21 protein-coding genes are annotated in these 19,807 nt (G+C 63.2%); 11 read left to right on the top strand and 10 right to left on the bottom strand.

The features are described from left to right. Positions 1-10: 10 nt before the first annotated feature. The 4 genes from G9U53_RS08880 (at position 11) to G9U53_RS08865 (ending at position 3,083) form a co-directional block, all read left to right on the top strand. Positions 11-772 carry a 5-oxoprolinase subunit PxpA gene (locus G9U53_RS08880; protein WP_165638594.1) on the top strand — a complete coding sequence of 254 codons (762 nt, stop codon included), beginning with the start codon at positions 11-13 and terminating at the stop codon, positions 770-772. Beyond that, positions 769-1,383 carry a 5-oxoprolinase subunit PxpB gene (pxpB, locus tag G9U53_RS08875; protein WP_083197630.1) on the top strand — a complete coding sequence of 205 codons (615 nt, stop codon included), beginning with the start codon at positions 769-771 and terminating at the stop codon, positions 1,381-1,383. Before G9U53_RS08880 ends, pxpB begins: the two co-directional genes overlap by 4 nt. Positions 1,384-1,440: 57 nt before the next feature. Beyond that, on the top strand, positions 1,441-2,313 hold the full coding sequence (locus tag G9U53_RS08870; protein WP_064688628.1) for a biotin-dependent carboxyltransferase family protein: 873 nt from the start codon (positions 1,441-1,443) through the stop codon (positions 2,311-2,313). A gap of 77 nt (positions 2,314-2,390) precedes the next feature. Continuing rightward, positions 2,391-3,083 (top strand): LpqN/LpqT family lipoprotein, encoded by a 693-nt coding sequence (locus tag G9U53_RS08865; RefSeq protein ID WP_064688703.1) that lies wholly within the window; start codon positions 2,391-2,393, stop codon positions 3,081-3,083. A gap of 88 nt (positions 3,084-3,171) precedes the next feature. On the opposite strand, the gene G9U53_RS08860 is transcribed toward G9U53_RS08865, so the two are convergent. Beyond that, the gene (locus G9U53_RS08860; RefSeq protein WP_165638593.1) at positions 3,172-3,813 is read right to left on the bottom strand and encodes a hypothetical protein; all 642 of its coding nucleotides are present in this window, start codon (positions 3,811-3,813) and stop codon (positions 3,172-3,174) included. Between the two features lie 365 nt (positions 3,814-4,178). On the opposite strand from G9U53_RS08860, the gene G9U53_RS08855 reads away from it, so the two are divergent. Then, on the top strand, positions 4,179-4,898 hold the full coding sequence (locus G9U53_RS08855; RefSeq protein WP_242692482.1) for a hypothetical protein: 720 nt from the start codon (positions 4,179-4,181) through the stop codon (positions 4,896-4,898). 181 nt (positions 4,899-5,079) lie between these two features. Beyond that, positions 5,080-5,877, top strand: a complete 798-nt coding sequence (locus G9U53_RS08850; protein WP_019746842.1) for an AraC family transcriptional regulator — start codon at positions 5,080-5,082, stop codon at positions 5,875-5,877. Here the strand turns inward: G9U53_RS08850 and G9U53_RS08845 are convergent. Then, complete coding sequence (locus G9U53_RS08845; protein WP_242692481.1) at positions 5,874-6,359, bottom strand: hypothetical protein; 486 nt, start codon at positions 6,357-6,359, stop codon at positions 5,874-5,876. The two genes, G9U53_RS08850 and G9U53_RS08845, sit on opposite strands and share 4 nt — an antisense overlap. Positions 6,360-6,559: 200 nt before the next feature. On the opposite strand from G9U53_RS08845, the gene G9U53_RS08840 reads away from it, so the two are divergent. Both G9U53_RS08840 and G9U53_RS08835 read left to right on the top strand, forming a co-directional pair. After that, entirely contained in the window at positions 6,560-8,188 is a 1,629-nt protein-coding gene (locus G9U53_RS08840; RefSeq protein ID WP_007726874.1) for an ABC transporter ATP-binding protein, read from the top strand. Beyond that, on the top strand, positions 8,185-9,966 hold the full coding sequence (locus G9U53_RS08835) for an ABC transporter ATP-binding protein (RefSeq protein ID WP_165638592.1): 1,782 nt from the start codon (positions 8,185-8,187) through the stop codon (positions 9,964-9,966). Before G9U53_RS08840 ends, G9U53_RS08835 begins: the two co-directional genes overlap by 4 nt. Positions 9,967-10,000: 34 nt before the next feature. Here the strand turns inward: G9U53_RS08835 and rlmB are convergent, their stop codons facing one another. The 5 genes from rlmB to carD are packed head-to-tail and all read right to left on the bottom strand — an operon-like array spanning position 10,001 to position 14,067. After that, positions 10,001-10,972, bottom strand: coding sequence for a 23S rRNA (guanosine(2251)-2'-O)-methyltransferase RlmB (rlmB, locus tag G9U53_RS08830; protein ID WP_003945749.1), 972 nt, complete (start codon positions 10,970-10,972; stop codon positions 10,001-10,003). A gap of 2 nt (positions 10,973-10,974) precedes the next feature. After that, positions 10,975-12,369: a cysteine--tRNA ligase gene (gene cysS / locus G9U53_RS08825; RefSeq protein WP_003945830.1), complete on the bottom strand. Its 1,395-nt coding sequence runs from the start codon at positions 12,367-12,369 to the stop codon at positions 10,975-10,977. A gap of 11 nt (positions 12,370-12,380) precedes the next feature. Further along, positions 12,381-12,857, bottom strand: a complete 477-nt coding sequence (gene ispF, locus G9U53_RS08820; RefSeq protein WP_003945901.1) for a 2-C-methyl-D-erythritol 2,4-cyclodiphosphate synthase — start codon at positions 12,855-12,857, stop codon at positions 12,381-12,383. After that, a complete protein-coding gene (gene ispD, locus G9U53_RS08815) occupies positions 12,858-13,556 on the bottom strand; it encodes a 2-C-methyl-D-erythritol 4-phosphate cytidylyltransferase (protein WP_039972758.1) in 699 nt (232 codons plus the stop codon). 22 nt (positions 13,557-13,578) lie between these two features. After that, entirely contained in the window at positions 13,579-14,067 is a 489-nt protein-coding gene (gene carD / locus G9U53_RS08810) for an RNA polymerase-binding transcription factor CarD (protein WP_003945666.1), read from the bottom strand. A 265-nt stretch (positions 14,068-14,332) separates the two neighbouring features. On the opposite strand from carD, the gene G9U53_RS08805 reads away from it, so the two are divergent. Both G9U53_RS08805 and radA read left to right on the top strand, forming a co-directional pair. Further along, the gene (locus G9U53_RS08805; RefSeq protein ID WP_007726888.1) at positions 14,333-14,968 is read left to right on the top strand and encodes a lipoprotein; all 636 of its coding nucleotides are present in this window, start codon (positions 14,333-14,335) and stop codon (positions 14,966-14,968) included. A 98-nt stretch (positions 14,969-15,066) separates the two neighbouring features. After that, the gene (gene radA / locus G9U53_RS08800) at positions 15,067-16,500 is read left to right on the top strand and encodes a DNA repair protein RadA (protein ID WP_003945739.1); all 1,434 of its coding nucleotides are present in this window, start codon (positions 15,067-15,069) and stop codon (positions 16,498-16,500) included. 23 nt (positions 16,501-16,523) lie between these two features. On the opposite strand, the gene G9U53_RS08795 is transcribed toward radA, so the two are convergent. Then, positions 16,524-17,084, bottom strand: coding sequence for a PaaI family thioesterase (locus tag G9U53_RS08795; protein WP_003945494.1), 561 nt, complete (start codon positions 17,082-17,084; stop codon positions 16,524-16,526). A 96-nt stretch (positions 17,085-17,180) separates the two neighbouring features. Between G9U53_RS08795 and disA the strand changes: the two genes are divergently transcribed. Then, the gene (gene disA / locus G9U53_RS08790; protein ID WP_024487741.1) at positions 17,181-18,266 is read left to right on the top strand and encodes a DNA integrity scanning diadenylate cyclase DisA; all 1,086 of its coding nucleotides are present in this window, start codon (positions 17,181-17,183) and stop codon (positions 18,264-18,266) included. A gap of 25 nt (positions 18,267-18,291) precedes the next feature. Here the strand turns inward: disA and G9U53_RS08785 are convergent, their stop codons facing one another. Both G9U53_RS08785 and G9U53_RS08780 read right to left on the bottom strand, forming a co-directional pair. Then, on the bottom strand, positions 18,292-19,035 hold the full coding sequence (locus G9U53_RS08785) for a DUF4232 domain-containing protein (protein WP_003945615.1): 744 nt from the start codon (positions 19,033-19,035) through the stop codon (positions 18,292-18,294). A gap of 97 nt (positions 19,036-19,132) precedes the next feature. Further along, on the bottom strand, positions 19,133-19,771 hold the full coding sequence (locus G9U53_RS08780; protein WP_003945421.1) for a carbonic anhydrase: 639 nt from the start codon (positions 19,769-19,771) through the stop codon (positions 19,133-19,135). Between the last annotated feature and the right edge of the window lie 36 nt (positions 19,772-19,807).

Genomic DNA, 19,807 nt, shown 5'->3' with positions numbered 1-19,807 from the left:
GAATCGAGGTATGGGCTACAGCGTTGATCTGAACAGCGACCTCGGCGAGGGCTTCGGAGCCTGGACCCTGGGCGACGACGACGCCATGCTCGAACTTGTCACCAGCGCGAACATCGCCTGCGGATTCCATGCCGGCGACCCGACAACGCTGTTGGCGACTTGCGAATCCGCCGCCGCCCGCGGCGTCCGGATCGGCGCGCAGGTGGGGTACCGAGACCTCGCCGGTTTCGGCAGACGCTTCATCGACGTCTCCCCGAAGGACCTCACCGCCGACGTCATTTATCAAATAGGGGCACTCGACGGTTTGGCTCGTGTCGCCGGATCGCGGGTCACGTACGTCAAACCCCACGGCGCGCTCTACAACGCAATAGTCCATCACCGACGGCAGGCGCGGGCCGTGGTCGCCGCCGTCGTTGCCTATGACAGTTCGCTACCTGTTCTCGGACTACCGGGTTCGGTGTTTCTGGAAGAGGCGCGCGAGGCCGGTCTCGACGTGGTCGCCGAGGCTTTTGCCGATCGTGCGTACACGGCGGAAGGCACCCTGGTCCCCCGCACCGAGTCGGGCGCCGTTCTGCACGACCCGACGCTTGTTGCAGAGCGGGTTCGGCGAATGGTCGTCGACGGCGAGTTGGACGCAGTCGACGGGAGCACGTTGAAAGTCGCTGCCGCATCGGTGTGCGTGCACGGTGACAGTCCGGCAGCCGTCGACATGGCCGTGGCAATCCGCACTCTCCTCGAATCTTCCGACGTCGAGATCACGCCGTTCACATGATCACGATCCTGCCCGCCGGTGAATCCGCAGTCCTCGTCGAGTACGACGAACTGCCGAGTGTGCTGGGCAACTTCAGGGCTCTCGACGCCAGTCGGATCCCCGGAGTGATCGACCTGATTCCCGCGGCGCGAACCATCTTGATCGAGTACGACAACACGATCACCGCGCACCAACTGGTGGAGAAATGGGTACGTGGGGCCGTACCGATCGAACTCACAGCAGACGAGAGCGGGTCTGCTGTCGAGATTCCGGTCCGCTACGACGGCCCCGATCTCGTAGAGGTGGGCAAGCTGACCGGCCTCGGGGTCGACGGTGTGATCGACGCTCACACGTCTGCGTCGTGGACCGTCGCGTTCATCGGTTTCGCCCCCGGCTTCGCGTATCTGACCAGCAACGAGAGAAAGCTCGAAGTTCCACGTCGATCGGACCCGCGCAGGCAGGTCCCGGCCGGTGCAGTCGGGTTGGCCGGACCGTTCTCGGGCGTCTACCCGCGTAGCTCCCCGGGCGGGTGGCAGTTGATCGGAACGACTGAACTGTCGGTGTGGGATGCCGAGCGCCGCCCGCCGGCGCTGCTTCTACCCGGCACCACAGTCACCTTTGTCCGTGCATGATTTTGGTGCAAGCATGATTTTGGTGTCTTCACCGCGCTGTTGCGGGACAATGGATTCATGGCCTGGCTCGAGGTTGCGCGTACCGGCCCGCTCGCCACAGTTCAGGACCGCGGGCGGAGAGGCTACGGCGCCCTCGGGGTCGGAAGATCCGGCGCCGTCGACATGATCTCGCACGACAGCGCCAACAGACTCGTAGGCAACACTTTTCGAGCAGCAACCATCGAAGTCACCGCTGGGGGTTTCGCTATGCGGGCCGTCGGTTCGATGACGGTGGCAGCGACAGGCGCGCGGGTGCCGCTGGCCGTCGACGGACGGCCGGCACCTGACTACGCGAGCATCCATCTGGGTAGTGGCAGCATTCTCGAATTGGGTTACAGCACAACCGGGTTGAGAACGTATATCTCTGCACGCGGTGGCGTCGACGTCCCGCAGGTACTCGGAAGCAGATCCACCGACACGCTCTCCGGACTCGGGCCGCCGCCGCTCGCCGCCGGCGATCTAGTCCTCCTCGGGGCCGAGGAAGGGACGTGGCCCACCGAAGAGTTGATTCCACCGCCCGCACCTGCACTCGGCGCGGTTCCGATCGAGATCACGCTCGGCCCCCGAAATTCCTGGTTCACCGCCGCATCCGTTCACGCGCTCCTTCGCACCACGTGGAAAGTCACCGAACACACCAACCGAGTCGGGGTCCGGCTACAGGGCCAAGGGCCTTTGCATCGCTCACGCACCGGGGAATTGCCGAGCGAAGGCGTCGTGACGGGATCCATCCAGGTGCCGCCAGGCGGCCAGCCCGTCGTGTTCCTCGCCGACCATCCCGTGACCGGCGGATACCCGGTCATCGCCGTCGTTTCCGACGCCGGGATTGCGTCGCTGGCACAGCTGCGGCCCGGCAGCACCATTACCTTCAAGGCCACTACTCGGCCGTCGTAGCGCTGATAGTCTCAGCCGCGCCAGCAATGCTGCCGGCGGCGCTCGGCCGTCGCCAGAACCTGAAGGACTGTCACACTATGAGCCCTAAGAGCAGCACACTTGCTCTCGGAGTAGCGTCACTGATCACTGCTGCACTCGTCTTGTCCGGATGCAGCAGTTCGGAAAGCGGCGACGCCGTCTCCAGTGATACCAACACCAGTGAGACCACTGCTTCCGAAAGTTCTGCATCCTCGTCGTCTGCCGCTGCCGCGACGCCGACTTTACGGGACGGAACACCGTTCATCGGTGAGCGGACGACGATCGAAACCGGCGACGACCCCGAAGCGCCGAGCATCAGCGTCAGCCTCCCGCCGAGCTGGACTCACGGCGAGAACATCCCTGCCGGCGTTACGGACGCATTGTCCAGCAACAGCCAGGAACCCAGCGGTTTCATGCCGAACACCACGGTGACGGTCGAAAATCAAGGCACCGCAACAAAAGACGAGGTTCTTGCCGCTGCGCGTGAAACGATCGCCACTCTCGACGGGTGGACCGAGGTGAAGTACACCGAGATCGACGTCGACGGACAGCAGGGTTTCCGCCTCTCCGGAACCTGGACCGCCCCAAACCTGGACGTTCCGCTCTACGCCGTCATGACGGTCGTCGCTTACCAAGCCGACGACAACTCGCCGGTCTACCTGGTCAGCTTTGCAAACCAGTTCACCGACACGACGAACATGCAGACCTCCAACCAGGTGGAAGAAATCAACACCTCGATCGAATTCGGCTGAGCACCTGATGGTTTGAATACCCGATCTCCGAACAACCGCGGCGGGCCGAGACTACGACAGTCTCGGCCCGCCGTTTCACAACTCTCGCCTAGCTCGAACCGAACAGGCCGCTGAGGGAACCGAGGCCACCACTCAACGAGCCGAGCGATCCGATTCCGCCACCGGTTCCGGGGCCAGTGGGATCAACCGGATCAACGGGATCGACCGGGTCAACCGGATCGACCACATCCGCGGCGCGGACAGTGATGGACGGGCCCAAGTTGGCGAAATTCGCACTCGACTGGAATCCGTTGCCCATCACCGTGGCACCTACCGCCAATCCACTTCCGTACACGGTTCCCGGCGCACACGAAGCAGTAACCGTGTAGCTGGTCTTCATGGTCACCGGTTTGCTGCCGTTGTTGATCCAGCCGGCACTGGTCACCTCGAGCGTCGTGGCTGTCAGTTCCGGCGTTTCAGTGGTTTCGGTCATCGTCCCGCCAACGTGAAACTTCGTGACCTTCGCCGAGCCCGGGACAAAGGTCAAGCATGCGGCATGCGTCTCGGTGAACCTGCTGATATATCCGTCGATTCCGCCCTTCTTCGACACTGTCGTGTAGGTGATCGTGTCACCGATCTTCGGCGACGCATTGTCCACGGTGCGAGTAAATGTGTAGGCACCGGAAGTTGCTGTCTCGGCAGTCGCGACTCCCGCACCCAGCGCGCTTGCGCCCACAGCAAGAGCAATCACCCCCAAACCAGCTCCAACGGTGGACAGACTACGATTCCTGGATCCAAACTTTGCCACGAACAATCTCCACTCTGTGTGGTTCCAGGACAACCGAATTCATTGATTACTGGAACTTGTTGCAACCCGACTCTCGAAGTACGATACAGTCGACCTGGACATTCGCCCAGCTTTTCGTCGAAATAGTCGACAATCAGTTAACGGCAGGCAATCGACACCGAAAAAGTCCTCTTAATTCGGACTTTTCCGCAAATTCTGCCGAACTGATACATAGGCAAGCGTCCGATAGGTTTCAATGGTTACCGCGGCGCAACCTTTGAAGAGTCATCCCATCGCCGTCAGCGTGAACCCCTCGAACGGAGAATTTCATGTCACGTTTTTCAATGCGCAAAACACTCACCGGAATCGCAATCGCTGCACTTGCCACCAGCGGACTCGCGATGACCGCAGGCACCGCGAGCGCCGATGCCACCCACCCGTCCGCGGCAACGGTCAACTCCTCCAACGTCCGGATCACCAAGAGCATCGTGGGCGACGGCGAAGTTGCACCCGGCGGCAAAGTCACCGTGCGCACGGTCATTTCCACAACAGGCCACCCCGAGCGTTACGTCGACCAGTTCGTCGACCGCTACCCCGCCACGTTCAAGTACATCCAGGGCACGGCGACGGTCAACGCGTGGCACTTGATCGGCGGTCAGAAGACCGAATCCGTCACGCCTTCGGTTGACACCGCCGCCCGAACCGTGAATGTACCCAGCACCGGCTGGCTGATCTCACCCACCGGAAGCAAGACCGTGACGATCGAGGCGCAGTACCTCGTCGCCGACGATGCACCGATCGGCTCGTACCAGGAAATGTCGAGCTCGATCGGTATCTCGACGTTCAATACCGAACAGAACATCAGCGGCGTCTACGCCAAGATCCGCGCCAAGAACCCCGGCGAGGCGGCCGCATCGGGCTCGGCAGATCTGGGCTTCGGCTCTTCTGACGGCGAGGGCGGAACCGGTTCGGCCGGATCCTCCATCCTCGACAACCCGGCCGGCTTCATCTCCGACATCATCAGCGGTGTCCTGGCCAACGGCAGCTGATTCACTCGCTCCGCCTGCTCCACCTGTAAACACTCCGTCGGGGAATGTGTTCGAGGGTGGCATCGAGTCTTCGGACTCGGTGCCACCCTCGATCTTTTGTGGCGATCACACTTCCGTCGCGCCTGCATCAAAGAATCAAATAGGAAAGCATTACCTAAGTCATTCGCGGTATGATCCACCGATGAGTTCCACAGGATTTCCGTACTGGGCTGTGCCAGCAGGCCGCTACGTTCCGCTCCCCTTCGCCATGACGACGTCCACCATCGGGCGCGATCAGAAGCGCGCGTGGCGTGAGATCCGCCATCCCGAGCACGAACTCCTCTGGGGCGCTTCCGGCGAGATGAGCGCGTACATCGACGACGTTCGTTGGCAGATCCCACCGACGGTCGGCATGTGGATTCCGGCTGGAACTCCACGGCGCATCACGCTCGGCGCATCCACCGAGGCTCGCTTCACCTATTTCCGGCCCGAGTCGTTCCCCCACCCGTGGACAAAGCCCGCGATCATCGGCATCGACGACGTGGTCAAGACGATGCTCATCCATCTGCACCAGCGAAACATGCCTACCGAGGCTCGCTTGCGGGCGGAATCCGTAGTCTTCGACACGCTCGCGCCCATCGAGGCGGCTGATGTCGCAGTGCCGATGCCCGCCGATCCCCGGGCCCTCGCCGTTGCACGCCGCTTGATCGCCGACCCCGCCGATCAACGCGGGCTTGCCGATTGGGCCTATGTGGTCGGTGGAAGCCCCCGTACCCTGAGCCGTGTGTTCTCTCAAGGCACGGGGATGTCCTTCACCGAGTGGCGAATTCAAGTTCGCGTCCGCGCTGCGATGTCCTATCTCGCTGCGGGCGTTCCTGTTTCGACGGTAAGCCGTCGCGTCGGATACGAAACCCCCAGCGCCTTCACCAGCGTGTTCCGCAAGGTCACCGGACGCACACCGAAGAACTACTACTCGGACGCGTGCGAGTTGTCAGCCTAACTGGTCAGAACCCGTTCATCTTCGAGACCAGTTCCGCGAAAGCACTGGGAAAGACGTGCATAGTCGTCTTCGGTGATTCCCGAGACCACTGCGATGATCACGTCCGGCTCCAACGCCAGGATCTGCTCGAACGGCACACCGGACGTGCTGTCGAGCAACGTGGGTTCGACATCGCCCAACAATTCTTCGTCCCACGGCAGGATGCCGTTCTCCAAGCCTGCCCCACTGAACGACTCCATGGCGACGGGTGTCTTGCCCAGTGCGAGGACCGAATCCTGGCTGTTCCAGCCGATAGTCACGATCCGCTGAGGTTCGGTCTCGATGGTGGTCGACCCGTACGCGTGATCAACGGTGACCGGCAGCGCGCCGGCCTCGGCCAACTGCGTCGTGCCCTCCGACGCTGTTGACTCGGTGCTGCTCTGGCAGCCTGCGAGCAGGGCAATCGCGGCCAACGCAGCCACTATTCGGGTAGTGCTCTTCATCTTCTGTCAGCTCTCTTCGCAAACGTACTTTGTTTCGACCAGCCAGGTATATCGAGACCCGATCCCGGTAATGGGGTGTCGATACTCCATCTGGCCGCTGCCGCGTAGCCCTTGGCATCTGCGAGCACTTTCCGCACTCGCACCGGCTCTACCGTAGAACTGCACAACGAGTGTTCAGATCTGGGCGAGGAGTTTCACGAGTGTCAGCGCTGCCCGAAACTCGTTCCGGTCCGATGGAGATGATCCGAGTCGGATCATTCTCCTCCGGACGCGGCCCGCGACTGGTTGCAGCCGTCACCGGGCAGGCGTCGTATCAGGTAGCTCAAGCCCTCATCCCGGTGCTGATCGGCACCGTCGTCGACCGGGCAATCGGAAAGTCCGACAGCACAGCACTTCTCGTGTGGCTTGCGGTGCTGTGTGCTCTGTTCGTGGGACTCGCTCTGTCGTGGCGCATCGCAGTTCGCCTGAACACGCAGGTCTTCGTCTACGGCGAACACGACCTACGACTGAATGCTGCCAGACGAGTACTCGATGCCAGGGGGATGAAAGCTCAGCGTTCGACCGGTGAAGTTCTCACCATCTCTACCTCGGATGCCTCACACGTCTCGGGCTTCTCCTGGGTTGTCGCCGAACAGGGCTCGGCATTTGCGGGGCTCGCCGCGGCAGTGATTTCGCTTGCCTTCGTTTCGTGGCCGCTCGCACTGATCGTCGTACTCATCACCGCTGCGCAGCTCATATTCATCCACAAGATCAGCGGTCCGTTGGACGAGCGCGTGTATGCAGAGCAGAAGAAGGCAGCCGAGGCAGGCATGCTTGCAACGGATTTCACGCTGGGACTGCGGGTACTGAAGGGTTTCGGGGCTGAACCCACCGCCCTGTCGCGATACGTCAACGCGAGCCGGGAGTCGATGAAGGCAGCGATCCGGACGGTCAGAGCAATGTCCAGCCTGACCGCGCTCAATTCCGGGGTCTCCGCGTTGGTGCTGGCTTCGGTTGCGCTTGGAGCCGCGTGGATGGCGCATCAAGGCACGATCACCGTGGGCAACTTCGTCACCGTTGTCGGCTTGAGCAGAGTGATTGCCGGTCCGATGGAAACGCTGGGGTTCTTCGGTGCCGAACTCGCTGCCAAGCGAGGTTCCGCGCGCAGACTGTCCGAACTGTTGGCCGAGCCACACCTGATCGAATCGCTGGCCCCCACGGCCGCGACCGAACCTGCCAGAACTGAAGATGCCCTATTGATTTCGGCGGACAACGGAACCGTCGTCTCAGCTCGCCGCGGAGAAGTGGTGGGTGTGCGCGCTGACGATTCCGCCGACCGACTGGCACGACAACTCGCCTATCAGACCCCGCTCGCCCCCGACTCTTACTTCGTATTCGGCACCGATGCAACCGACCTCGGCCCGGACGGAGTTCGTGATCAGGTGTTCGTCTCCGCCCATGAAGGAACCGTGTTCACCGGCACCGTCTTCGACAATCTGGCTGCACCGAACGTCGACTCGTCGGCAATGACGTCATCTGCGCTCGACGACGTGTTGACGCATCTGCCCGACGGCCACCTCTCCGAGGTAGGCGAGCAAGGAAAAAAACTCTCCGGAGGTCAACGCCAACGCCTTCTCCTCGCCCGCGCTCTCCATCAACCCCAGCCGATCCTGGTCCTCCACGAACCCACCACTTCCGTGGACTCTGTCACCGAGCATCGAATTGCACACTCGCTGAGAAACTTCCCCGACAAGGCCATTCTGGTGATCACCTCGAGCCCGACCCTGCTCCATTCGTGTGACCGTGTCGTCACGATCGACCACGGCGTTCGGGAGGGAGAGTCGCTGTGACCGATACCCTTCCGGATGCATCTGCTGTTCCGGTTGTATCTGCCCTGCCGATCGCGTCGACCAAGCAGACCGTCCGCGCATTGATCGCACTGCTTCGGCCACGCAAGCGAGCGCTCGCACTCACGACCGTCGTGCTTCTCTCTGCTACGGCCTGCGGCCTGTCCACCCCGGCACTGCTCGGACTCATGGTCGATGCGGTCACGGAGGGCAAACCGTTTGCCTCACTCCTGCGTATCACCGCGTTCATGCTCGGCGCAGCGGCAGCAGGGGTTGCGCTGACCTGGTGGAGCACACAGCTTCTGGCGAACGTCGCGCAGAACGTGCTGGCCGATCTTCGTGAGGACGTGTTCGCCGCCACCCTCGCGCAGCCGTCGTCACTGGTCGAGGATGCCGGAACCGGTGATCTGATTTCCCGGGTCTCGGGCGACGTCGAAGCGGTAAACACCGTCATCGCGCGAGTACTACCCGCCACCGTGTCTGCCCTGTTCATGATTTCACTGACGCTTGTCGGTGTGGGAGTGATCGATTGGCGCTTCACCGTGGCAATCGTTGCCGTTGCGCCGATTCACTATTTCGCTCTTCGTCATTTCCTCCGACGCTCCGGACCCGTCTACCGACGCTCTCGCGCTGCGCAGGCCAGGCGGGGACAACAGCTCATCGAAACTCTCGGAGGCGCAGGCACTGTCACTGCCCTGCGGCGAACAGACGAGCACATCGGCCGAATCGCCGAGACCTCCGAGCACGCCATCAGCTTCGACATGCAGGCAGTTCGCCTGCGCACCAACTTCTTCGCCCAACTCAACGGCGCCGAACTGCTCGGACTGGCCGCCGTCCTGAGCGTCGGCTACTGGCTCGTGACCACAGGCTCGGTGTCCATCGGGGCCGCTACCGCCGCCGCCCTCTACTTCCACAGTCTGTTCAGCCCCATCGCGGTATTTCTCTCGAACATCGACGAATTGCAGGATGCGGGTGCCAGCCTGGCTCGCCTGATCGGAGTCACCGCGATGCCCGGGCGGCCCACGAGCATTCCTGCCTCGGCTCGGTCCGAACCCATCGGCGTCGAGGTGGACCGGGTTTCCTACTCGTACGACAACTCCACCCCGGTGATCGATTCGATCTCGATCTCGATCGCACCGGGGGAACGAATCGCCGTCGTCGGAAGCAGCGGCGCCGGAAAGACCACGCTCGCCAAACTGATTGCCGGCATCATTCCCGTCGGGGACGGGCGAATCACCGTCGACGGCACACTGATTGACGACCTGAGTGATGCCGAACTTCGGCACGAAGTCGTCCTCGTCAGCCAGGAAATTCACGTGTTCGTCGGGACGATCGCCGACGATCTCCGGTTGTGTGCACCAGATTCGGACGATGCGAAGATCGCCGAAGCCGTCGACACGATGAAAGCTCAATGGATTCATGAACTTCCGGACGGACTCGAGACCAGGGTCGGGGCCGGTGGGTACCAGTTGACGGCAGCGCAGGCACAGCACATAGCCCTCGTCCGACTGGCTCTGCTCGATCCTCCCGTCGTCATCCTCGACGAGGCGACTGCCGAAGCCGGAACCACCGCAGCCGGTCTACTCGATCAGGCAGCCGAACTAGCAGTCACCGGCCGGACCGCCGTGGTGATCGCACACCGGCTGAGCCAAGCAGTCCGCGCCGATCGCATACTCGTCATGAGCGGTGGCCGCGTAGTCGAGAGCGGGACACATGACGAACTGATCGGCGCGGACGGTTCCTACGCTGCACTGTGGGAAGCCTGGTCGGTACGGAGCTAGAACCCCGCCAGACTCACCCGAAAGCCGTTACAACTCAGCTGCTACGACGCCTGCGGGCGATGTCCGCCAGGACGACTCCGGCGGCAACCGAGGCGTTGAGCGACTCGACCGGACCGGCCATCGGAATCGACAGGATCGCGTCGCAGTTCTCGCGGACGAGGCGCGAAAGGCCCTTGCCCTCGGAACCGACCACGATCACAACGGGACCGCTGCCGTCGAAATCGTCGAGAGTGGTGTCGCCCTCGGCGTCGAGACCGACGACCTGAACACCCTTCGATGCCCAGTCCTTGAGCGTGCGGGTGAGGTTGGTTGCCCGAGCAATCGGCAAACGAGCGGCAGCGCCGGCGCTGGTGCGCCAAGCGACAGCACTCACGCTCGCGCTACGACGCTCCGGAATCACGACGCCGTGTCCACCGAAAGCTGCGACCGAGCGCACGACGGCACCCAGGTTGCGGGGATCGGTGATGTTGTCCAGCGCGACGAGCAGCGGCGGCTCGGCATGCTTGCGTGCCTCCGAGAGAAGATCGTCCGGGTGCGCGTAGCGGTACGGCGGAACCTGCAGGGCGATGCCCTGGTGAAGACCGTTGGCGCTGAGGCGATCCAGATCGGTGCGGGGGACCTCGAGGATCGAGATGCCGGCATCCGCAGCGAGCTGAACGGATTCCTTCAGTCGATCGTCGCTCTCGGTGCCGACGGCGACCCACAGTGCAGTCGCCGGAACGCCGGCGCGTAGGCACTCGACCACCGGGTTGCGTCCGAGCACTGTCTCGGGACCGTCGAGAACCTTGCGGCCCGGACCCGGACGGCCACCGCGGCCCTGCTTCTCGTCGGCACGTGCGGCGCGCGCTGCACGCTTTGCCGCGGGATGCTTGGTGCGTGCCTCGGCGGGCGGCGTAGCGCCACGCCCTTCGAGACCGCGACGGTGCTTACCGCCGGAACCGGCAACCTGGCCCTTCTTGGTGCCGCCCTTACGGACTGCGCCGCGCCTGCTCGAGTTTCCAGCCATTGTTACTGCCCTGCCTTAAGGGACCATTCGGGTCCGTCGGGAGTATCGGTTACTTCGATACCCGCCTTGATGAGGCGATCGCGGACCTCGTCCGCCACCGCCCAGTTCTTTTCCGTACGTGCCTGCTGCCGACGATCGAGATCGGCCCGCACCAACACGTCCAAAGCTTCCATTGCCGTCTCGGTGTCGCCACCGGACTGCGTCCAATGCTCGTCGAGTGGGTCGACGCCCAGGATCGCGAGCATGGCCCGCACCTGGCCGGCAGCCACCCGAGCCGCGTCGAGATCACCGGCAGCGAGCGCGGAATTACCCTCGCTCGCCTTGCCGTGAATCTCGGCCAACGCGATCGGCACCGACAAGTCATTGTCGAGAGCCGCCGCGAAACCTTCGGTCCACGTACCGAGTTCGACGCCGCCCGCACGCTTGTGTGTGCGCAGGACGAACGACTCGAGCCCCTGGTAGGACTTCGCACTTTCGTCCAACGCCTCGTCCGAGTACTCGAGATTGGAACGGTAGTGCGCACTACCGAGGTAGTACCGAAGTTCTTGCGGACGAACCTTCTTGAGCACGTTCGGCACCGAGAGAACGTTGCCCAACGACTTGGACATCTTCTCGCCACTCATCGTGACCCAGCCGTTGTGCAACCAGTACTGAGCGAAATCGTCGCCGGCGCACTTGGCCTGCGCAATTTCGTTCTCGTGGTGCGGGAAGACGAGATCGCGTCCACCACAATGGATGTCGAATGCCGCCCCGAGATAGAACTCCGCCATGGCCGAGCACTCGAGGTGCCAGCCCGGACGGCCGGGTCCCCACGGTGTCGGCCACGAGGGCTCACCGGGCTTGACGGCCTTCCAGAGGGTGAAGTCGCGAGGATCGCGCTTGCCCTCGGCCGCACTCTCGCCCTGATGAACGTCGTCGAGTTTGTGGCCGGACAGTGCGCCGTACTCGGGGTAGCTCTGCACGTCGAAGTAGACGTCACCGCCCGCCGCGTACGCGTGGCCGTTCTCGATCAGACGTTCCATCATCTCGACCATCTGCGTCACGTGGCCGGTGGCCCGTGGCTCGATGGACGGTGGCAGCACACCCAGTTGGTCGTAGGCCCACGTGAACGACCGCTCGAACGTCGCCGCCCACTCCCACCAAGGTCGACCGGCGCCGGCGGCCTTGTTGAGAATCTTGTCGTCGATGTCCGTCACGTTGCGCACGAAGGCAACGTCGTTGCCGTGCGCCAACAGCCAGCGACGCAGCACGTCGAAAGCGACGCCGCTGCGAACGTGTCCGATGTGAGGATCACCCTGAACTGTCGCCCCACACAGGTACACCGATGCATGTCCGGGGGCCAACGGAACAAAATCCCGAAGGGCCCGCGTACCGGTGTCGTATAGGCGCAGGGTCACGACCAGCGATCTTACCTGTCGTGTTCGGTTGTCATGACCAACGCGGTGGCCATGGCGGCGATCCCCTCGCCTCGACCGGTCAAGCCGAGGCCGTCCGTGGTGGTCGCGGACACAGAAACAGGCGCGCCCAGTATCTCGGAAAGCACCTTCTGTGCCTCGTCGCGACGCGGCCCGATCTTCGGACGGTTGCCGATGACCTGCACCGCGGCGTTGCCGACGGCGAACTGGTTCTCTTCGAGCAGTCGGCGAACCTCGGCAAGCATTCGAGCGCCGCTCACGCCGTCCCATTCGGGCCTGCCGGTGCCGAAAACCGAACCGAGGTCACCGAGGCCCGCCGCAGAGAGCAACGCGTCACACAGCGCGTGGACGGCGACGTCGCCGTCCGAATGGCCCGAGCACCCGTCTGCTTCCTCGAACAGCAACCCGGCCATCCAGCAAGGACGACCGACCTCGATGGGATGAACATCCGTGCCGAGACCGACGCGCATCTAATTTCCGTCCTGTGAATCCGCACTCAACGCTGTCTCCGAGCTCAGGAGCGCCCGTGCAAGGACCAGGTCGAGCGGAGTGGTGATCTTGAAGGCGAGGGCGTCGCCGGGAATCGTCTGCACCGAAACACCGAGACGCTCGACCAGAGCGGCGTCGTCGGTCGCGGCGACGTCACCGGCGTCGTACGCACTGCGCAGGACGTCGGTGGAGAATCCTTGGGGAGTTTGAACCGCACGCAACTCCGAACGCAGAGGCGTACCGGTGACTGCGCCGAGTACGTCGACCGACTTGATCGTGTCGGTAACCGGAAGTACCGGGATGACAGCGGAGCTGCCGGCTCGGAGAGTACCGACGACGCGCGCGATCAACGCCGGCGGTGTCAATGCCCGTGCGGCATCGTGCACGAGTACAAAATCTGCGTCGCCGGCAGCACTGAGGCCGGCTCGAACCGAATCGGTTCTTTCGGCACCACCACCGACAACGTCGACGTCCGCTGCACGACCGAGGTCGGCTACGACGGATTCGACCAGTTCAGGCGGCACAATGACAACAACGCGGTCGATCGCTCCGGATTTCCGGAGTCCATCGACCGCGCGTGCAAGCATGGTGCACCCACCGAGTTCGACAAATGCCTTGGGCAATTTCTCGCCCAATCGCACTCCCCGACCTGCGGCAGGTACCAGGGCTACTACTGCCACTGTCAGCTTTGTTGTGTTGCAGTCAGGACGCGGCCGCGAGGACCTCGTCGAGAATGGTCTCTGCCTTCTCGGTGTCAGTGCCCTCGGCGAGCGCGAGCTCTCCGACGAGAATCTGACGAGCCTTGGCGAGCATGCGCTTCTCACCAGCGGAAAGTCCGCGGTCCTGCTCACGACGCCACAGGTCACGAACAACTTCTGCAACCTTGTTCACGTCACCTGAGGCAAGCTTCTCGAGATTTGCCTTGTATCGACGAGACCAGTTGGTGGGCTCTTCGGTGTGCGGTGCTCGCAGAACCTGGAAAACCTTGTCGAGGCCTTCTTGGCCGACCACGTCACGAACTCCGACGTACTCTGCGTTGTCTGCAGGAACCCGTACTGTGAGATCGCCTTGAGCGACCTTCAGAACCAGGTACTCCTTCTGCTCACCCTTGATGGTGCGGGTTTCGATAGCTTCGATCAGCGCCGCACCGTGATGGGGGTATACGACGGTGTCTCCGACCTTGAAAATCATGTGTCCCGTGCCCCTTTCGATTCCACTAGTTTAACACGTGAAAGAACCGACCACTCATCAACTGTGCAGGTCAGGGGCATCCTTGCTCGAGCGTAGGGGTTGACAGGGCTTGTTGTACGTGCATTCAACTGGTCTGGAGCACCCCTGCGTAACGGACTGAAAGCCCACGCAGACAACCGTTGTGGCGACCCGACGGCCGGCCCGCGGGACCTTATCTACTACTCTGCCTAGTGGAGTGCGAACCTGACGCCGTGGAGGACAAATCGTGACTGCTATCCGTAAGCCGACTCGTCGAGTCGCTACCGCCATTGCACTGGCTGCAGGCGCAGCCATCGCGCTGTCCGCTTGCGGTTCCGGACAGGTGAGCCAGACCGCCGTCCAGCAGGCCGCCGTGAACGGCAACAGCGCCGACCTCGGTGAGATCGCACTGCGCAACGTGCACATCGCTTACCCCTCGTCCGAGGAGTACAGCATCGAGCCGGGCGGCAACGCCGTGCTCGCGTTCACCGTCGTGAACGACAGCGCCGAGACCACGGACAAGCTCGTCAGCATCACCACCGATTACGCAGCACGCGTCATCGCAGGTGAAGAGGTAGGTGGCTTGACGATCAAGCCGCAGACGTCGCTGCAGGCCGGTCAGTTGCCCGCAGGCGAAGGCGCCGCGACCGAGGCCGAGACCCAGATCAAGAACAACGAAGAGAACGACGACGCACCCGCTGCGCTCTCTCTCGTCGTTCTGCAGGACATCAAGGCAGGGGTTCGCCCCGGCTTGACCGTCCCGATCACCTTCAAGTTCGAGAAGGCCGGATCGGTCACCGTCGACGTACCTGTCGACGCCGGCCCGCAGCTCGAGCGCAACGAGTCGGACAAGTCGCCCGACGTTGCAGAAGCTGGGCACTGAGCCTCGAATTATCAAGGCGCACAATGCGCCTCGCAGAACAACTTCAGAATCACACTAGAGGCGGGGTCCATGTCGGACCCCGCCTCTAGTCTGTCCCGGTGGCCAAAGTGAAATCGAACTACCGCTGCTCCGAATGCCAGTCGGTAGTGCCCAAGTGGGTCGGTAGATGTCCGGACTGCGATTCGTGGGGCTCGATGACCGAGGTCGCCGTAGTGGCACCCGTCGCCAGTCGCGCCGGCGCCTCACTCGCCAAAGCAGGATCAAGCGCCGTGCTGCCTACGACGCCGGCCACGCCGCTGACACAGATCGACAGCACCTCGACGCAGGCCAAACCCACGGGGATCGGTGAGTTGGACCGCGTCCTCGGCGGTGGCGTCGTACCGGGTTCGGTGGTGCTGCTCGCGGGCGAGCCCGGCGTCGGAAAATCGACGCTACTTCTCGAGGTCGTCTACCGCTGGGCGATGCGCAGCGCGGATGATCGAGCGTTGTACGTCACGGGCGAGGAGTCCGCCGGTCAGGTTCGGCTTCGGGCAGATCGCACCAACTCTGTCCACGAACGGATGTATCTGGCGGCCGAATCCGATCTCGCGACCATCCTCGGCCACATCGAGCAGGTCAAACCGACACTGGTCATCGTCGACTCGGTGCAGACCATGCTTGCTGCCGACGTCGACGGGGTCGTCGGCGGCGTGACTCAGGTCAAGGCCGTCACCAGCGCCCTGACCTCCCTGGCCAAGGCCAGTGGAATCCCGGTGCTTCTGATCGGCCACGTCACCAAGGACGGCGCCGTCGCCGGTCCGCGCTCGCTCGAGCATCTCGTGGACGTGGTTCTGCACTTCGAAGGTGACAAGCACTCCACCCTGCGCATGGTCCGCGGCGTGAAGAACAGATTCGGTGCGGCCGACGAGGTCGGATGCTTCGAGCTGAGCGAGCAGGGCATCAACGAGATCAGCGATCCGTCCGGCCTGTTCCTGCATCACCGTGAAGAAGCTGTGGAAGGCACTGCCGTCACCGTGATGATGGACGGTAAGCGACCTCTACTCGGTGAAGTTCAGGCGCTCGTCGCCGCCACGCCGCTACCGACACCTCGCCGAGCCGTCAGCGGGCTCGACACCGCCCGTGTGGCCATGGTTCTGGCCGTGTTGGAACGCCGCGTCGGAGTGTCGATCTCGAAGGCCGACGTCTACGCCGCGACCGTCGGCGGTATGCGGATGACCGAGCCGGGTGCCGATCTGGCTCTCGCCATTGCGGTCGCTTCCGCCGTGAAAGCCAAACCCGTCCCCAAGGGGCTCGTCATCCTCGGCGAGGTCGGACTCGCCGGGGAGGTTCGACGGGTTGCCGGGGTGAACCGACGGCTGATCGAAGCTGCCCGACTGGGATTCACCAGCGCCATCGTGCCGGTCGATTCCGGCCCGAACATTCCCGGCATGCGCGTCAACGAAGTAGCGAATCTGGCCGAGGCACTGGCCTACGCCGGATTGATGGGCGGCAAACAAGCCCCGTCTCGCCCCAAGCTCACGCCGGTGAAGTGATCGTCCCTCGGCCGACTACCTCGTCAGACCGACGAGGTGCCGAACGGGGACGTCGGTTCGCCGTCCACGAACTCCTTGGTCTTGGCGAAGTGTTCCGAGGTGATGGTCAGGAACAGTCCCCGGGACGTTCCCACCACCGTGTCCGGATCCGCTGTCGGACCTTCGACGATCACCGCTTCTGCACTGGTGTAGACCTTGCGGCGTACAACGCCGTCGATGCGAGCCCGGAATTCGAGCACCGATCCCAACGGGATCGGCCGGGCGAAGTCGATCTCGAGGTGCCCGGTCACCACCGGCGAGCCGAGAGCCATACATGCCATACCTTGAGCCTCGTCGAATGCCGTCGACAGAATGCCGCCGTGAATGACACCTGGACCGCCCTGATACTTCTTGGCGACCTCCAGACGACCGGTCACTTCCAGTCCGTTACCAGCCCTGAAACTCATCGCCATTCCCGCAGGCTGGTCGTCGCCGCAGCCGAAGCATTTCGACCAGTGCTGAGGCAGCTTCTCGCCGGCGGCCGGAAAGAATTCGACCGGCTCCGGGACAGTCAGGTCATCAGGCAGGGTCCAGGTACTACTCATGGATAGGTAATCTAAACGGGGATCCGTCCGGCGCAGGCATCGGACCCGACCGAAGTGACATCGACCTCAGCAGGGAGTTTCTCAATGATCAGTGCGATGGCGGACACACAGTCGTCGTCGGCATTGCGAGAGACCATCGCCAGGTTGGCGCCGGGTACCGCTTTGCGAGACGGGCTCGAACGAATTCTGCGCGGCCGTACCGGCGCGCTGATCGTCCTCGGATACGACGAGGAAATGGAAGCGCTGTGTGACGGCGGATTCAACCTCGACGTGGAGTTCGCACCGACCCGATTGCGCGAGCTGTCGAAGATGGACGGCGCGGTTGTCCTCTCGACGGACGGCACACGCATCGTGCGTGCCAACGTCCAGCTGGTTCCCGATCACAAGATTCCCACCGTCGAATCCGGCACGAGGCACCGCGCTGCCGAGCGCACGGCAATTCAGACCGGCTATCCCGTGGTCTCGGTCAGTCAGTCGATGTCGATCGTCAGTGTGTACGTCGGCGGCATCCGGCACGTCATCGACGGCTCGGCCACCATACTTTCGCGCGCCAACCAGGCCGTCGCGACGCTCGAACGATACAAAGCGCGACTCGACGAAGTGACACGGCAACTGTCGGTCGTCGAGATCGAGGATTTCGTGACTCTGCGCGACGCGTTGACCGTCGTACAGCGCCTCGAAATGGTTCGCCGCGTGTCGATCGAAATCGAACAGGATGTCCTCGAACTCGGCACCGACGGTCGCCAGTTGGCACTGCAGCTCGAAGAACTGGTCGGCGACAACGACATTGCACGTCAACTCATCGTTCGGGACTATCTTGCCGGTCCCGAACCCATCGGCACCGCGGCGATGGACAACGTCCTCGTCGCACTCGATCGCGTCACCGACGCCGATCTACTCGATCTCACGACTCTTGCGCGTGTTCTCGGTTATCCGGGCACGATCGAAGCCCTCGACACTCCGATGACTCCTCGCGGATATCGCGTGCTGATGCGTGTACCTCGATTGCAGTTCCATCAGATCCACCGGTTGGTCGGATCCTTCGGCACTCTCCAGTCGCTGCTGGCCGCTACGGCTGCCGATCTGCAGTCGGTCGAGGGCATCGGCGGGCTGTGGGCCCGTCACATCCGTGAGGGACTTTCCCGGCTCGCGGAAACGTCGATCACCGGATCCTTCAACTAGCGGGCCTGTTCAGGCTTGCCCGCGCTCATGCGATGTTGAACGGCTCCGGGGAGCTTCGCAGTGCACCGAGCTGCCCGACAACCGTGTAAGCGCCTGCGCCCACCGGATTGCGCTCGGGGTTCTGCGCGGTCGCGCACTCGGGGGTCGACGTCGTGGCCGACCAGGCGACCTTGAACGCAGCTTGCTCGCCGGGCGCGAGATTGCGTACGTCGGCTGCGGGCTGTGGGTAGCAGTCGACGTTGGACCACAACCGGGTCTTGCCGTCGATGCTGTAGACGAGCACCTGCTGAAGGCCGCCGGCCAGATCTCGATCACAGGGTGCCGAACCGATGTTGGTGATGACGATCGTGAACGACGGCTCTTCGCCGGGAGCGAAGGTCGCCTTGTCTGCGGTGGCTTTGACTGCCAGCGACGAGTCGGCGCACTGACCGGCCGGGACCGGAGCCCCGGTGGTCGACGAAGAGGAAGAAGACGAAGACGAACCCGAAGCCTGCGTGCCCGAGCCACCTGATCCACCGGCAGCGCCGCCACCCGAGCCACCGCCACCCTCCGGCGCGTTGGAACCGGAAGGGTTGGGGGTGAAGGAGACGTCCGTCGTCAGCGAGGAACTCGCAGCGGCCGAATCGGCCTCCGGGGTATCACTTCCACCGCCGAAGAGGGCGGACGCCGCCCAGATGATCAACGCCAGCGCAATGACGGCGGCACCAATGGCCAGCGCCCGGCGACGCCAGTAGATCTCGGGGGGCAGTGGTCCATTAGGTTCCAACACGGACTCAACGGTAGTTGGCGCAGGGTCCACTAACCGTCAGCTGAGGCGGCGTGTCGGTACCCATTGTCTGCTGCCAGGTACCACTGCCCCGGAAGATCTAACCCTCGACGGTCTCGACGCTCTCGCCGATGTCGCCGACCGCGCCCTGAACTCGCATGTGACCGTCGGACAACGTGTACGTGACGCCGACGATCGCGCACGCACCCTTGTCCACCTTGTCGGCGATGATCCGCGACCTCTGCATGATCAGCGAGCCGGTCTCCACGACGTGACGGCCTTCGAGTTCGTCCACGGTGGACAAGCCCTCGTTGCGGCCCATCAGGATGGACGGAGCAACACGCTCGACCACACTGCGGATGAATCCGTCGGGAACTGCGCCCTCGTCCAGGGCGTCGAGCGTTGCCTTCACGGCACCGCAACCGTCGTGCCCGAGGACGACGATGAGCGGCACGTTGAGCACGTGAACCGCGTACTCGATGGAACCGAGCACCGAATCGTCGAGCACGTGACCTGCAGTGCGCACGACGAACATGTCGCCGAGACCCTGGTCGAAGATGATCTCGGCGGCTACGCGCGAATCACCGCAACCGAACAGCACCGCTGTGGGGTGCTGCCCATCGACGAGTTTCGCGCGGTCCGCGATTCCCTGGCTGGGGTGAATGGACGCGTCGTTGACAAATCGCTCGTTGCCTTCGCGAAGGGACTTCCAAGCGGAAATGGGGCTTGATCGTGGCATTCACTCATTGTGCACCCGCCGCATTTCGGGCTCTCG

The organism is Rhodococcus sp. D-46 (assembly GCF_011290655.1).
In the GTDB taxonomy this organism is placed as follows: Bacteria; Actinomycetota; Actinomycetes; order Mycobacteriales; family Mycobacteriaceae; genus Rhodococcus_F; species Rhodococcus_F qingshengii.
This window is presented reverse-complemented; position numbering and strand designations above follow the sequence as displayed.

Excerpts from the sequence above, each read along its gene's own strand:
- G9U53_RS08795 (WP_003945494.1), bottom strand. The coding sequence starts at position 17,084 with ATGAGTAGTACCTGGACCCTGCCTGATGACCTGACTGTCCCGGAGCCG.
- G9U53_RS08870 (WP_064688628.1), top strand. The coding sequence starts at position 1,441 with ATGGCCTGGCTCGAGGTTGCGCGTACCGGCCCGCTCGCCACAGTTCAG.
- G9U53_RS08855 (WP_242692482.1), top strand. The coding sequence starts at position 4,179 with ATGTCACGTTTTTCAATGCGCAAAACACTCACCGGAATCGCAATCGCT.
- G9U53_RS08780 (WP_003945421.1), bottom strand. The coding sequence starts at position 19,771 with ATGCCACGATCAAGCCCCATTTCCGCTTGGAAGTCCCTTCGCGAAGGC.
- carD (WP_003945666.1), bottom strand. The coding sequence starts at position 14,067 with ATGATTTTCAAGGTCGGAGACACCGTCGTATACCCCCATCACGGTGCG.
- G9U53_RS08850 (WP_019746842.1), top strand. The coding sequence starts at position 5,080 with ATGAGTTCCACAGGATTTCCGTACTGGGCTGTGCCAGCAGGCCGCTAC.
- rlmB (WP_003945749.1), bottom strand. The coding sequence starts at position 10,972 with ATGGCTGGAAACTCGAGCAGGCGCGGCGCAGTCCGTAAGGGCGGCACC.
- pxpB (WP_083197630.1), top strand. The coding sequence starts at position 769 with ATGATCACGATCCTGCCCGCCGGTGAATCCGCAGTCCTCGTCGAGTAC.
- G9U53_RS08865 (WP_064688703.1), top strand. The coding sequence starts at position 2,391 with ATGAGCCCTAAGAGCAGCACACTTGCTCTCGGAGTAGCGTCACTGATC.
- G9U53_RS08845 (WP_242692481.1), bottom strand. The coding sequence starts at position 6,359 with ATGAAGAGCACTACCCGAATAGTGGCTGCGTTGGCCGCGATTGCCCTG.
- G9U53_RS08880 (WP_165638594.1), top strand. The coding sequence starts at position 11 with ATGGGCTACAGCGTTGATCTGAACAGCGACCTCGGCGAGGGCTTCGGA.
- disA (WP_024487741.1), top strand. The coding sequence starts at position 17,181 with ATGGCGGACACACAGTCGTCGTCGGCATTGCGAGAGACCATCGCCAGG.
- ispF (WP_003945901.1), bottom strand. The coding sequence starts at position 12,857 with ATGCGCGTCGGTCTCGGCACGGATGTTCATCCCATCGAGGTCGGTCGT.